Raw genomic sequence first — 12,397 nt, 5'->3', positions numbered from 1 at the left:
ACCCCAACCCCTCTATCCGCTTTTTCACTGATCGCTAGCCGAATTTTTTCGCTCGCCGGACTGGCCTGCACTCTGCGGATAGTGGCGGCGGCACGCGGCGTGCAGCATGGAACCAGCCAGCGGAGGAGCCCAGCATGCAGCAGACGAATTTCGAGGTGCAGACGCACAGTGGCCAGGTCGCCGAGGTGTGTCGCTGGATGAGCGCGGTGGCCGGTCCGCATCGCCTGGAAACCCGCAGCGGCGCCGAATTGAGTTTCCATCACCAAGGACTGCGACTGCCGGGCCGAGCCACGGTGCTGGGGCGGATCGGCTATGGCGCCGCGGTGCAGATCGGCATCGACGCCCTGGATGCCTACAGCCTCAGCCTGCCGCTGCAGGGGCGCCAGTCGCTGGCCAGACGCGGCGCGCGCATACGTTCCGACAGCCAGTGCGGAATGGTCGTCGCGCCCCACGAATGGCAGCGGCTGGACATGGCTGCCGACTGCCTCAAGCTGCAGGTGGTGATCCGCCGCGAAGCCCTGCAGGAGGTGGCGGAGGGCCTGCTGGGCCGGCCTTTGGCGGCGCCCCTGAGCTTTGCCGGCGAGATGGAACTGGCGCGCCCGGCGGTCGCGGCGTGGTGGCAGGGGGTGCGCCAATTGCTGGACGGCTGGAGCGCTGTCCAGGCGCTCTACGGCCAGCCGGCACTGGCTAACGACCTGGAAGTGATGCTGCTCAAGGGCCTGCTGCTGGCCCAGCCGCACAACTACTCCGCGGCTCTGGAGGAAGGCGTAGGGACGGGCTATCCCGAGTTTCTCCTGCGGGCGCGGCGTTATCTCGAAGCCCATGCGCGGGAGAATCCCTCGCTGGAGAGTCTGGAGCGCGTGGCCGGCGTATCCCGGTCCAAGCTCTATGCCAGCTTCCGCCGCTATCACGGCCAGCCGCCCATGGCCTATCTCAAGCGGCTACGGCTGGAAGAGGTGCGGCGCCTGCTGCTGGCGCGTCGTGACGGCGCGAGCGTCTCGCGCATCGCCCTGGATTGGGGCTTCGAGCACCTGGGGCGCTTCGCCAGCGACTACCGCCAGGCGTTCGGCGAGACGCCGTCGCAGACCCTGGCGGGACGGCGTCTCAACTAGCTGGAGAGCGCCCCGCGAAAGCGGCGGGTTTCCGAAGGAGACTCGCCGTAGCGGCGCTTGTATTCCTGAGCGAACCTGCCGAGGTGGGCGAAGCCCCATTTGTAGGCGGTGTCCGTCACCGATTCCACCCGGCCGCTGCGCAGTTCTTCGTTGACCCGCTCCAGGCGCAGGTCGCGCAGATAGTGCATGGGGGTGGTGCCGCGATAGGTGCGGAAGCCGGCGAACAGGGTGCGCACGCTGACGCCGCCATGTTCGGCCAGGGTTTCCACGCTGAGCGGCTCGTGCAGGTGTTCGGCGATATAGGCCTCGATGCGCTTGATGAAGTAGGGCGAGACATTGCGCTCGCGGGTGCCTTCCAGCTGGCCGTGCAGGGAATGCGGCTGGCCATAGAGCAGGGCATTGAGCAGCGAGGATTCGAATTGCTTGAGCACCAGCGGCTGGTGGATCGGATGCGCCGGATCGGCCAGGCCGTCCATGAGCAGGCCGAGCAGTTGCAGGAAGTAGGCGCCACCGGCCTGGCCCAGGTCCAGCCGCGGATCGAATTGCGGCAGGCGACCCTGCTGGGGCAGGTGCTGGGCGCAGTGATGCTCCAGGTCGGCGCGCTCCAGGCGCAGTACCAGCTGCGCGGCGCCGCCATACCATCTCATGCGCACGGGCAACTCCGGCGACAGCAATGCTGCCACCTGCGGCGAAGACTGGAAATCCACCGCGCCGCAATGGATGTCGGCGCCTCCTGTCAGCGGGATCTGGACCAGATAGAAGTCCTGCAGGCACTGGGGATCGATATCGACGTCGGTGCCGTATTCCAGGCGATTGAGCGACAGTCGCCCGCGGCTGATGTGGTGCAGGCTGGCGCTGACCACCTCGCCGCGCTGCACCGGTTTCAGCTCATGGGGCTTGAACACCTTGCTGACGCCCTGACAGGCCGCATCCCGGTCGGCCACGAGAAATTGCAGGCTGCTCGAACAGAACAGCCGGGTCTGGCGAAAGCGCTCTCCGCTTTCGGAGGGCGTGACGTCTTGGGTCATTGTTACCTCCTTGCACACAGGCGTGGCCCCGCGCACCCTTTTGTTTCCTGCCGATTGCAGCCAGCGGATAGCGGCTGCAGTCAGCGGATAGTCGGTGGGCAGCGGAACTCGTTCTTGGCCGATCGCGGTCGGCCTTGCAGGGGAATTTGCAAGGGGCGGGCCAAGCAAGGCGTCTAACAAAGGGTTTCGGGCGATCAGCGGCCAGGCCGGTCGCCATCCGCTCAGGCGTCATCTTGGCGCAGTCGCCCATGCTCGCTGCGCACTGCCGCCATGAAGGTCTGCATGGCCGAGGACTGCACCCGGTGGCGGCGACGGATCAGTCCATAGGGCGGCAGTCGTGGTTCGAAGGCGATGGGCAGCACCGCCAGCAGATGGCGACCGGGATAGTCGTTGACCACCGACAACGGCGTCACGCCGAGCATGTCGGTCTGCTGCAGCAGCGCCAGCAGGGTCATGATGGAGGTGGTTTCGACGATGCTGCCGGGGATGTCGACCCGGGCGTCGTGGAAGGCCTGGTTGATGATGGCCCTCATCGGGCTGGGGTGCTGTTGCAGCACCCAGGTGTGCTCCTGCAATTCGCCCCAGGTGAGATGAGTGGCCTGGGCAAGGGGATTCTGGGCGCCGGCGATCACGCAGAGCACCTCTTCGCCGAGGCTGTCGAACAGCAACTCTTCTGCGCGGGCCCCGGTAGGAATGCGGCCCAGGACCACGTCGAGCTGGTCCTGCAGCAGCGCCTGGACCAGCACGTCGCTGGTATCCACCTGGATGGACATGGACAGCCGCGGATGGCTCTGCTTTAGGGTGGCGATGGTGCGGGTCAGCAGGCCCGAGGCCAGCGCCGGGATGGCGCCCACCGCAACCCGGCCCAGATTGCCCGATTCCAGCGCGACCAGCTCCTCGCGCATGCCCGAGAGTTCGGCGAACACCATCCGCGCGTAGTAGATCACCGTGTCGCCAAAGGCCGTGGCGCGCATGCCGCGCGGCAGCCGCTCGAACAGCCCCACGCCAAGCAGACTCTCGATCTCGTGCAGCATCTTGGTGGCGGCCGGCTGGGTCATGCCGATGTCGTCGGCGGCGCGGCGCAGCGAGCCGAATTCCGCCAGTGCCAGCACCAGCCGCAACTGGCGCAGGCGCAGACGGCTGTGGATGGTATGGGCATCAGGAATGCGCGTCATGCTGGCGGACCTTGGGGCAGGGGAGCCGGCTAGGGTAGCGCATGAGCCCGGGCCTGGCGTCGGTGGGGTGCGTCCGCGCCAGGCCGGGGCGTTCACGACGGCCGTACCTTGGCCCGCGGCTGGCCCAGGCGCAGCGCCTGCAGGCACCGCGCGAGCAACGGCCAGCAGAGCATCAGCAACGCCGCGGTGGTCAGACTGCCCACCAGCGGGTTGGACCAGAAGATGCCCAGCTGGCCATCGGAGAACAGCATCGATTGGCGGAAGGCGTCTTCGGCCTTGTCGCCAAGCACCGCCGCCAGCACCAAGGGGGCGATGGGATAGCCGAGCTTCTTGAAGGCATAGCCGAGGATGCCGAAGCCGAGCATCAGCCAGACGTCGAACAGGCTGTTGTGCACCGAGTAGGCGCCAATCACGCAGACGGTAAAGATGATCGGCGCGATGATGCAGAACGGGATGCGCAGGATGGCGGCGAACAGCGGCACCGTCGCCAGCACCACGATCAGGCTGACCACGTTGCCCAGGTACATGCTGGCGATCAGACTCCAGACGAAGTCGTGCTGTTCGGCGAACAGGGTCGGCCCCGGATGCAGGCCCCAGATCATCAGGCCACCGAGCATCACCGCGGCGGTGGCGGAGCCGGGAATGCCCAGGGTCAGCATCGGCAGCAGGGCACTGGTGCCGGCGCTGTGGTCGGCGGTCTCCGGCGCGATCACCCCTTCCAGTTCGCCCTTGCCGAAGCCCTCGCGGTTCTTCGAAAAGCGCCGCGCCAGGCTGTAGCTCATGAAGGAGGCGGCGGTAGGGCCACCGGGCGTCACGCCCATCCAGCAACCGACCAGGGCGCTGCGCAGCCAGGTCAGCCAGTAGCGCGGCAGTTGCTTCCAGGTGCCGAGCACGGTGCGCAGGGTGATGCGCGCCTGCTCGCCACGAAAGACCAGGCCTTCCTCCACGGTGCAGAGGATCTCGCCGATGCCGAACAGGCCGATCACCGCCACCTCGAAGCTGATGCCCGAGAGCAGGGCCGGCTGGTCGAAGGTCAGGCGCAGATTGCCGGACACCGTATCCATGCCCACCGCCGCCATGGCGAAGCCGATCATCATGGCGGCCACCGTTTTCAGCGGTGGATTCTTGCTCATGCCGATGAAGGTGCAGAAGGCCAGCAGGTAGACGGCGAAGAACTCCGGCGAGCTGAATTCCATGGCGAAGGCGGCGATGCGGCTGGAGAGGAAGGTCAGCAGCAGCACCCCGACCAGGGCGCCCAGCAGCGCCGAGGTGAAGGCCGCGGTCAGGGCTTCGCCGGCACGACCCTGGCGCGCCAGCGGATAGCCGTCGAAAGTGGTGGCCACCGACGAGGGTTCGCCGGGGATGTTGAACAGGATGGAGGTGATGGAGCCGCCGAACAGCGCGCCCCAGTACATGCAGGAGAGCAGGATGATCGCCGAGGTCGGACTCATGGTGAAGGTCAGCGGCAGCAGCAGGGCGACGCCATTGGGCGCGCCCAGGCCGGGCAGCACCCCGACCAGGATGCCGAGCAGCACGCCGATCACCATCAGGGCGAGGTGGTGGAAGGACAGGATCAGCCCCATCCCGTGCATCAGGGAGTCGAATTCGCTCATGACAGGCTCCTCAGCAGGCGGGCGAGGTCGGCCAGGGGCCCGGCATCCAGCGGCACCTTAAACCAGAGGGCGAAGATCAGATAGCTGGCCAGGCTCACGCCGCCGGCGGTGGCGAGGATCTGCCAGGCGCCGTAGCGCCTTTGCCGCTGGCGATCCCGTGCCATGAACCAGGCGATGAACAGGAAGGCCGTCAGATAGAGGCCCAGCAGGGGCAGGGCGACGACGAAGGCCAGCATCGGCAGGAATACCCGCAGCACCTGGCCGAAGGCGGCTCGTTCGACGAAGCTGGTGCGCAGCGCCTGCCAGCGCCACAGGGTCTGCAGCGCCGTGGCCAGACTGGCCAGGGTCAGCAGCAGGCCGATGTAGAAGGGGAAGTAGCCCGGCTCGGGGCCGGCATCGCCCCAGCCGATACCCTGTTCCAGGCTGCCCACCATCACGATGCCGCCAAGGCCAGCGGTAAAGGCCGCCAACCCCAGTTCCACCCAGCGGGTGGTGATCAGAGAATCTCCGGCCATGGCCGTCTCTCCTGTGTCGGTGCGCCGATCAGCGCTTGAGCCAGCCCGCGTCCTCGAACACCGGGGTGACCCGGGCGGTGTCCTGGGCGATGTAGTCTTGCAGCGCCTGGCCTTCGAGGAAGGTCGGCACCAGCGCATTGCGCTCGATGTAGGCCTTGAACTCCGGCGTCTGGCTGACCTTGCGCAGCAGTTCCACATAGAAGGCCCGTTGTTCCTCGCTGACCCCGCCCGGCAAGAGCACGGTGCGCGGGAAACGGTACTGGTCGATGCCCAGCCCCTGCTCCTTGCAGGTGGGCACGTCGGACCAGGCCTGGGTCTCGGTGACCTTGGCGGTATAGGTCATGCGCGCCTGGCTGAACACGCACAGCGGCACCACCTGGCCGCCGCGCCACTGGCTCAGGCTCTCGCTGGGGTTGTTGACGTTGGAAGTGATGTGCTTGCCGGCCAGCTGGGTCGCCGCCTCGCTGCCACTCTTGAAGGGAATGTAGGTGAGCTTGGTGCCCTCGGTGCGATTGAGCAGCAGGGTCAGGGTCTGGTCGACGTCCTTGGACTGGCTGCCACCCATGCGCTTGCCGGCCGGATCCTGCTTGATGGCGTCGAGGTAGCCCTGGGCGTCCTTCCAGGGCGCGTCGGCGTAGCTCCAGAGGATGAAGTCATCCTCGGCGATGGCCGCCACCGGGGTGAGGTCGGCGAGCTGGTAGCCGAGCTTGGCGGTCAGCGGCAGCAGATAGACGTTGTTGGTGGCGATGACCAGCTTGTCCGCCTCGCCCTTGGCCATCTTCATCTCCAGGAAGGCCTCGGCGCCGTTGCCGCCACCCTTGTTCATCACCACGGTGCTGGCGTCGAGCAGCCTGTGCTGCGTGATGATCGACTGGATCAGTCGGCCGAGCTGGTCGGTGCCGCCACCGGGACCACCGGCGACCACGATCTCCACCTTGCCCTCGGGTTGCCAGGCAGCCTCGGCGACGGGAGCCACCACAGCGGCCAGGCACAGGGGGAGGGCGGCGAGCAGGGAAGTGCTGCGCATGGGACTACCTCTTTCTTGTCGTTGTTTTGGGTGGGCCGAGTGTGCGCAGCACCCGGCGATCCTGACCAGTCAAAAGAAGGCATGCACCTATAGCCTGGGGTTATGCCTGGCGCTGCTCTTCATCTGACTCCGCACGGCAAAAGGGCTGTAGTGACGAGCGAAAAACGACCTATATCCTGCGGCTATACACCTATGCGCAGATTTGATTAGACGGTTATCGCCCCTCGGCTGATAGTCGACCTCGCCAGCCGGCAGCTGAACACCCATAACAAGAATCCCAGGGGTCCATGCCATGCTCTCGACGTCCCGTTCCTCACGCCTCGGCGAAGCCGCCGTGCCCACGGCGCTCCAGGCTTCCCGCGTCCGCTGGCGCATCTTCGCCATCATCTTCGGTCTTACGGTCATCAATCTGGTGGATCGCGTGTCGCTGTCCATCGCCATGCCTACCATCGCCCGCGAATTCCAGCTGACGCCGGCCACCCAGGGGCTGATTCTCAGCAGCTTCTTCTGGGCCTATGCGCTCCTGCAGATTCCCGGCGGCTGGCTGATCGACCGCTACGGCCCGCGCCGCGTCATCGGCTGGTCCACCGGGCTCTGGGGCGTCTTCCAGACCCTCGCCGCCTTCGCCACCGGCGGGCTGTCGCTGATCTTCGTCCGGGTCGCCCTGGGCGCTGCCGAAGCGCCGCTGTTTCCGGCCGGTGGCAAGCTTAATTCCCTCTGGCTGGCTTCCAGCGAGCGCGGCCGTGGCGCGGTGCTGATGGATTGCGGCGGACCGCTGGGCGTGGCCCTGGGCGGACTGCTCATCGCCTACCTGATCGCCGTCTTCGGTTCCTGGCGCACCGCCTTCTTCATCGCCGGTATCGCCACCCTGGCCATGGCCTGGCTCGCCTGGCGCTATCTCCGGGACGACCCAGCCGCCCACCCCGGGGTCAATGCCGCCGAGCTGGCGCGCATCAACGAAGGTCGCACCACCTCGGTGGCCCAGGCGGCCAAGGCCGGCGCTCGAGGCCTGGGCATCGCCCGTCGCTCCCTGGCCGGCATCCTCATCGGTCGCGCCAGCTGGGCCATGGTCTTCTTCGGCCTGCTGACCTGGGGGCCCAGCTACCTGGCCCAGGCCCGCGGCTTCGACATCAAGGGCATCGGCGCCGCTACCTTCGTCATCTTCCTCTGCGGGGCGGCCGGCTCCCTGGTCGGTGGCTTCCTCTGCGACCTGCTGGTGCGCAAGGGCGTGCGTCGTGGCCTCGCCGCCAAGGGACTGCTGTCCTGCTCCGGCCTGGTGGCGCTGGCGGCCTTCCTGCTGCTGCCGCGGCTGGGCGATCCCTATGCCGCCGTGGCGCTGCTGTCGCTCACCGCCTTCTTCCTCATGTGGGGCAGCCTCTACTGGAGCTTCCCGGCGCTGCTGGCGGTGCCGGCACGCGTCGGCCTGATCGGTGGGGTGATGAACCTGGCCGGCAGCCTCGGCGGCATCGCCGTACCCATCCTGGTCGGCCTGCTGCTGCAGCACCTGGGTGGCTATCCCGCGGTGCTGGGCTTCTTCGCTCTCTGCTCGGGCCTGTTCATCCTCGGCACCCTGTTGATCGTCCTGGACCAGCGGGAGGTGCAGCATGGCTGAGCTCTATGACGGCCCTATCGTCGATGCCCATCATCACTTCTGGGAGCCCCGGCGCAACTTCCACCCCTGGCTGTCCGGCACGGAAACCATCCCCTTCCGCTATGGCGACTACAACGCCATCAAGGGTGACTATCTGCCCGAGCACTACCTGGCCGACGCGGCCGGTCACCAGGTGGTCCAGACGGTCTATGTCGAGACCGAGTGGGATCCGCGTGATCCCCTGGGCGAGACCCGCTACGTCCATGACCTGGCACGCCGCCATGGCGCGCCCCATGCGGTGGTCGCCCAGGCCTGGCTGGATGCGGCAGACGCCGCCGAGCTGCTCGCCGCCCAGGCCGCCTTCGAACGGGTGCGCAGCGTCAGACACAAGCCCGGTGGCCCGGCGCGCCCGGAAGAGGTGGGCAGCCAGCGCACCCTGATGAGCGACGAGCGCTGGCGCCAGGGCTACGCCGAACTGCAGCGCCACGGCCTGCACTTCGATCTGCAGACGCCCTGGTGGAATCTCGACGAAGCCTGTCGCCTGGCGCGGGACTTCCCGGCCACCCAGCTGATCCTCAACCATACGGGGCTGCCGTCCGACCGCAGCGCCGAAGGTCTGGCCGCCTGGCGCGCGGCCCTGGCCCGCCTCGCCGAATGGCCCAACGTGGCGCTGAAGATCTCCGGGCTGGGCCTCGCCGGCCAGCCGTGGCGCGCCGAAGACAACGCCTGGATCGTGCACGAGGCCATCGCCGTCTTCGGCGCGGAACGCGCCATGTTCGCCAGCAACTTTCCCGTCGATCGTCTGTGCGGCAGCTACGACACCATCATCGGCGGCTTTAAGCATCTGGTGGCCGACCTGCCCATCACGGCACAGCGCCGCCTCTTCCACGACACCGCCCAGCGTCTGTATCGCCCGGTGGCCGACGTCTTTCGCCTGGACACCTACCTGAGGACTTCCGCATGAGCAATTCCACGCTTCCCCGCCTGGCCCTGGTGCTGGGTGATCCGGCCGGCATCGGCCCCGAGCTGATCGCCCGCCTGCTGGCCGATCCCGAGGTGCGCAGCCGCGCCCGCCTGGTGCTGATCGCCGACGAGGAGGAGGCCCGCACCGGCATGCGCATCGCCGGTTGCGAATACCCCTACCGCCCCATCGATAGCCTGGACGCCCTCGATTTCCAGGACGACGTACCCCTGCTGTATCCCTACCGGGGCGCTGCGGAAGGCGCGTTTCCCCGCAGCGAAGCCAGTGTCGTCGGCGGCCGCTACAGCCTGGACACCCTGGCCGTCGCCCTCGACCTGACCCGGGCGGGCCACACCGACGCCATCCTCTTCGGTCCGCTGAACAAGACCTCCCTGCACCTGGCAGGCATGGGCCACAACGACGAATTGCACTGGTTCGCCGAGCACCTCGGCTACCAGGGGCCATTTTGCGAATTCAACGTGCTGGACGATCTCTGGACCTCGCGGGTGACCTCCCATGTCGCCCTGAAGGATGTCCCTGGCTTGCTTAGCCAGGAGCGGGTGATCGAAGCCATCCAGCTGATCGACAACGAACTCAAGCGCAGCGGCCTGGCGCGACCGCGCATCGGTGTCTGCGGCCTCAATCCGCACAATGGCGACAACGGCAGCTTCGGCCGCGAGGAGATCGACCTCATCGGCCCGGCCGTCGAGCGCGCTAGGGCGCTGGGCATCGCCGCCGACGGCCCCTATCCCGCGGACACCATCTTTCTCAAGGTCCAGGGCGACGCCCGCGCCTTCGACGCCGTGGTGACCATGTACCACGACCAGGGCCAGATCGCGATCAAGCTGATGGGCTTCTCCCGTGGGGTCACGGTGCAGGGCGGCTTGCCCATTCCCATCGCCACGCCCGCCCACGGCACCGCCTTCGACATCGCCGGTCAGGGCCGCGCCAATGTCGGTGCGACCCGTCAGGCCTTCGAGATCGCCTGCCGCCTGGGCGCTTCCCGCCACTGATAGCTGCCGCGGCGTCCAGGCGCCTCCCGAATCCGCCGAACCGGTCCCTGGGGCCGGACGGCCTTACTCATGCTCGAAAAAGGAACCTCACCATGAAAATTACCAGCGTTCGCACCCGCGTCTTCGAATGGAAGGGCAAGGTCGTTCCGCCTCAGGCGCACTTCTGCACCAACGCCACCGACATCCTCTATGAGCGCGGCGACGCCATGGGCTCCTTCCGCTTCCACGGCTGGCTGGTGGTGGAGATCGAAACCGACAGCGGCCTGGTCGGCCTCGGCAACTGCGCCCTGGCGCCGCGGGTGGCCAAGGAAATCATCGACCTCTACCTGACCCCCATCGTCCTGGGCCAGGATCCCTTCGACAACGAATACCTCTGGCAGAAGATGTATCGGCGCACCCACGCCTGGGGCCGCAAGGGCATCGGCATGGCCGCCATCTCCGCCGTGGACCTGGCGCTCTGGGACCTGATGGGCAAGGCGGTAGATAAGCCGGTGTTCAAGTTGCTGGGTGGCCGGACCAAGGAAAAGATCCCCTGCTACGCCTCCAAGCTCTACGCCAATGACAATCTGGATCTGTTTCTGGAAGAAGCCCAGGGCTATCTCAACCAGGGCTTCGACGCCCTCAAGATGAGATTTGGTTACGGGCCCAAGGACGGCCCCGCCGGCATGCGCCGTAACATCGAGCAGGTGCGCGCCTTGCGCGAGCTGGCCGGCCCCGACGTCGACATCATGCTGGAGTGCTACATGGGCTGGACCCTGGAATACGCCCGCCGCATGCTGCCCAAGCTGGCCGAATTCGAACCGCGCTGGCTGGAAGAGCCGGTCATCGCCGATGACATCGAAGGCTACGTCGAACTCAAGAAGATGGGCATCATGCCCATCTCCGGCGGTGAGCACGAATTCACCTCCTACGGCTTCAAGGACCTGCTCGAACGCCGCGCCGTGGACGTCATTCAGTACGACACCAACCGCGTCGGCGGCATCACCGCCGCGCGCAAGATCAACGCCCTGGCCGAAGCCTGGTCGGTGCCGGTCATTCCCCACGCCGGCCAGATGCACAACTACCACCTGACCATGGCCAGCACCGCGTCGCCCATGGCCGAGTTCTTCCCGGTATTCGACGTGGAGGTAGGCAACGAACTCTTCTACTACGTCTTCAAGGGCGAACCCCAGCCCGTCGGCGGCTACCTGCAACTCGACGACGACAAACCCGGCCTGGGCCTGGAACTGTCCGAAGAACACCTCAAGGATTTCGATGTGATCGAGTAGTGGTCTGGTCTGGTCTGGCTGCCGCCCGTGCTGTGCGGCAGCCATCCTGCGTTCATGCGGCGGGTGACAGCACTCGCCACGCCACCTGACTCAACCCGCCAATATCGCCGCCGCACCTCGTGGCTGCCGGGTGTACCACAGCACCCGGCTGACCCCACGGGTCACCGCCACATAGCTCAGGCGCAACGCCTCGTCCGCCATGGCGTCGTCATAGCTTTGTTGGAAGTGTCCGCTGGTCGCATAGAGGGCGTTGCGCAGCGGATGGGGCTGCTGGGGCTGGCCATCGTCCAGCACGATCGCCACCTCGGCCTGCAGGCCCTTGGCTCGGTGAATGGTGCAGGTGCGTACGCCTGGCTGACGTCCCAACTGCTCGTTGATGGCTTTCAAGGGCGCGTTCAGGCGACTCATCACCATGACCGCGCACCGCTCCGGCCGCTCTCGTTCCGCGGCATACGTCCGTTGCGCCTCGATCTCGTACAGCAACGCAGCCAACTGGCGGGCGATATCGAATTGCGGCACGACCTTGACCCCATGACCCTGGTCATCCGCCGCGTGAAAGGCCTGGGTCTTCTTGGGCTGCTTGTGGCGTACCTGCGTCAGGATGCGTTCGCCGTCCGCCACGATGTCCGGTGAAGAACGGTAGTTGGTCCCCAGCATCAGTGTCTGGCTGGGCGTCTGGCCTGGAAACCAGCGGTCGAAGTGAATGAACAGCTCCGGCGAGCTGCCCCGCCAGCCATAGATGGATTGCCAGTCGTCACCGATGGCCATCAGCGAAGGCGCGGCCTGCTCCTCGGCGAGCCTGCGCTGTACCTGCTGCAGCCAGAGGGCGATCTGCGGCGAGATGTCCTGGAATTCATCGATCAGCAAATGGGTGAAGGGCTGCAGACGGGCAATCAGGGCGCGACTGGGCTTCTTTTCCAGGCGATCCGTCAGCACGGCGAAGGCGGTATTGAAGGTGATCAGCCGCTGTTCCTTCAGCAGCTTGCCGAAGTGTCGCCAGAATTGCTGCATGGCCTCCAGGAAGATCCGGTCCCGCGTCGAGCACTCCAGCTGACTGCTCTTTATAGAGCCGACCCGCAACCCCAGGGTCTCGG

11 protein-coding genes (1 of these 11 running past the window's edge) are annotated in these 12,397 nt (G+C 66.7%); 5 read left to right on the top strand and 6 right to left on the bottom strand.

The genetic code is table 11. The annotated features are described in order from the left end of the window. Positions 1 to 134 precede the first annotated feature (134 nt). Positions 135 to 1,112, top strand: coding sequence for an AraC family transcriptional regulator (locus ACZ5R1_RS12840; RefSeq protein ID WP_464712352.1), 978 nt, complete (start codon positions 135 to 137; stop codon positions 1,110 to 1,112). Here ACZ5R1_RS12840 and ACZ5R1_RS12835 read toward each other — a convergent pair. The 5 genes from ACZ5R1_RS12835 to ACZ5R1_RS12815 all read right to left on the bottom strand — a co-directional run bounded on the left by ACZ5R1_RS12835 (position 1,109) and on the right by ACZ5R1_RS12815 (position 6,470). Then, positions 1,109 to 2,140, bottom strand: a complete 1,032-nt coding sequence (locus tag ACZ5R1_RS12835; RefSeq protein ID WP_042136465.1) for an AraC family transcriptional regulator — start codon at positions 2,138 to 2,140, stop codon at positions 1,109 to 1,111. The genes ACZ5R1_RS12840 and ACZ5R1_RS12835 overlap by 4 nt on opposite strands. 221 nt (positions 2,141 to 2,361) lie before the next feature. After that, a complete protein-coding gene (locus ACZ5R1_RS12830; protein ID WP_027597822.1) occupies positions 2,362 to 3,315 on the bottom strand; it encodes a LysR family transcriptional regulator in 954 nt (317 codons plus the stop codon). A gap of 92 nt (positions 3,316 to 3,407) precedes the next feature. Continuing rightward, positions 3,408 to 4,928: a tripartite tricarboxylate transporter permease gene (locus tag ACZ5R1_RS12825; protein ID WP_108582179.1), complete on the bottom strand. Its 1,521-nt coding sequence runs from the start codon at positions 4,926 to 4,928 to the stop codon at positions 3,408 to 3,410. Continuing rightward, positions 4,925 to 5,443 carry a tripartite tricarboxylate transporter TctB family protein gene (locus ACZ5R1_RS12820; RefSeq protein ID WP_044342354.1) on the bottom strand — a complete coding sequence of 173 codons (519 nt, stop codon included), beginning with the start codon at positions 5,441 to 5,443 and terminating at the stop codon, positions 4,925 to 4,927. Before ACZ5R1_RS12820 ends, ACZ5R1_RS12825 begins: the two co-directional genes overlap by 4 nt. Positions 5,444 to 5,471: 28 nt before the next feature. Beyond that, positions 5,472 to 6,470 carry a tripartite tricarboxylate transporter substrate binding protein gene (locus ACZ5R1_RS12815; protein ID WP_464712351.1) on the bottom strand — a complete coding sequence of 333 codons (999 nt, stop codon included), beginning with the start codon at positions 6,468 to 6,470 and terminating at the stop codon, positions 5,472 to 5,474. 292 nt (positions 6,471 to 6,762) lie between these two features. On the opposite strand from ACZ5R1_RS12815, the gene ACZ5R1_RS12810 reads away from it, so the two are divergent. The 4 genes from ACZ5R1_RS12810 (at position 6,763) to ACZ5R1_RS12795 (ending at position 11,303) form a co-directional block, all read left to right on the top strand. Beyond that, positions 6,763 to 8,082, top strand: a complete 1,320-nt coding sequence (locus ACZ5R1_RS12810) for an MFS transporter (protein ID WP_464712350.1) — start codon at positions 6,763 to 6,765, stop codon at positions 8,080 to 8,082. Beyond that, on the top strand, positions 8,075 to 9,025 hold the full coding sequence (locus ACZ5R1_RS12805) for an amidohydrolase family protein (protein WP_464712349.1): 951 nt from the start codon (positions 8,075 to 8,077) through the stop codon (positions 9,023 to 9,025). The genes ACZ5R1_RS12810 and ACZ5R1_RS12805 overlap by 8 nt, the downstream gene beginning before the upstream one ends. Then, on the top strand, positions 9,022 to 10,035 hold the full coding sequence (locus ACZ5R1_RS12800; protein WP_044342358.1) for a 4-hydroxythreonine-4-phosphate dehydrogenase PdxA: 1,014 nt from the start codon (positions 9,022 to 9,024) through the stop codon (positions 10,033 to 10,035). Before ACZ5R1_RS12805 ends, ACZ5R1_RS12800 begins: the two co-directional genes overlap by 4 nt. Before the next feature lie 92 nt (positions 10,036 to 10,127). Then, entirely contained in the window at positions 10,128 to 11,303 is a 1,176-nt protein-coding gene (locus tag ACZ5R1_RS12795) for an L-rhamnonate dehydratase (RefSeq protein WP_027597829.1), read from the top strand. 90 nt (positions 11,304 to 11,393) lie between these two features. Here the strand turns inward: ACZ5R1_RS12795 and ACZ5R1_RS12790 are convergent, their stop codons facing one another. Continuing rightward, on the bottom strand, positions 11,394 to 12,397 hold the 3' portion of the coding sequence (locus ACZ5R1_RS12790; RefSeq protein WP_077173018.1) for a UvrD-helicase domain-containing protein. 919 nt of this gene lie beyond the right edge of the window; only the last 1,004 of its 1,923 coding nucleotides appear in the window; its start codon lies beyond the right edge, outside the window; the stop codon is at positions 11,394 to 11,396.

It is taken from the genome of Pseudomonas sp. Pso3 (genome assembly GCF_055393275.1).
Note: the sequence above shows the minus strand (reverse complement) of the source record. Positions and strands in the feature narration are given on the sequence as shown.

Excerpts from the sequence above, each read along its gene's own strand:
- ACZ5R1_RS12820 (WP_044342354.1), bottom strand. The coding sequence starts at position 5,443 with ATGGCCGGAGATTCTCTGATCACCACCCGCTGGGTGGAACTGGGGTTG.
- ACZ5R1_RS12795 (WP_027597829.1), top strand. The coding sequence starts at position 10,128 with ATGAAAATTACCAGCGTTCGCACCCGCGTCTTCGAATGGAAGGGCAAG.
- ACZ5R1_RS12825 (WP_108582179.1), bottom strand. The coding sequence starts at position 4,928 with ATGAGCGAATTCGACTCCCTGATGCACGGGATGGGGCTGATCCTGTCC.
- ACZ5R1_RS12805 (WP_464712349.1), top strand. The coding sequence starts at position 8,075 with ATGGCTGAGCTCTATGACGGCCCTATCGTCGATGCCCATCATCACTTC.
- ACZ5R1_RS12830 (WP_027597822.1), bottom strand. The coding sequence starts at position 3,315 with ATGACGCGCATTCCTGATGCCCATACCATCCACAGCCGTCTGCGCCTG.
- ACZ5R1_RS12835 (WP_042136465.1), bottom strand. The coding sequence starts at position 2,140 with ATGACCCAAGACGTCACGCCCTCCGAAAGCGGAGAGCGCTTTCGCCAG.
- ACZ5R1_RS12810 (WP_464712350.1), top strand. The coding sequence starts at position 6,763 with ATGCTCTCGACGTCCCGTTCCTCACGCCTCGGCGAAGCCGCCGTGCCC.
- ACZ5R1_RS12840 (WP_464712352.1), top strand. The coding sequence starts at position 135 with ATGCAGCAGACGAATTTCGAGGTGCAGACGCACAGTGGCCAGGTCGCC.
- ACZ5R1_RS12800 (WP_044342358.1), top strand. The coding sequence starts at position 9,022 with ATGAGCAATTCCACGCTTCCCCGCCTGGCCCTGGTGCTGGGTGATCCG.
- ACZ5R1_RS12815 (WP_464712351.1), bottom strand. The coding sequence starts at position 6,470 with ATGCGCAGCACTTCCCTGCTCGCCGCCCTCCCCCTGTGCCTGGCCGCT.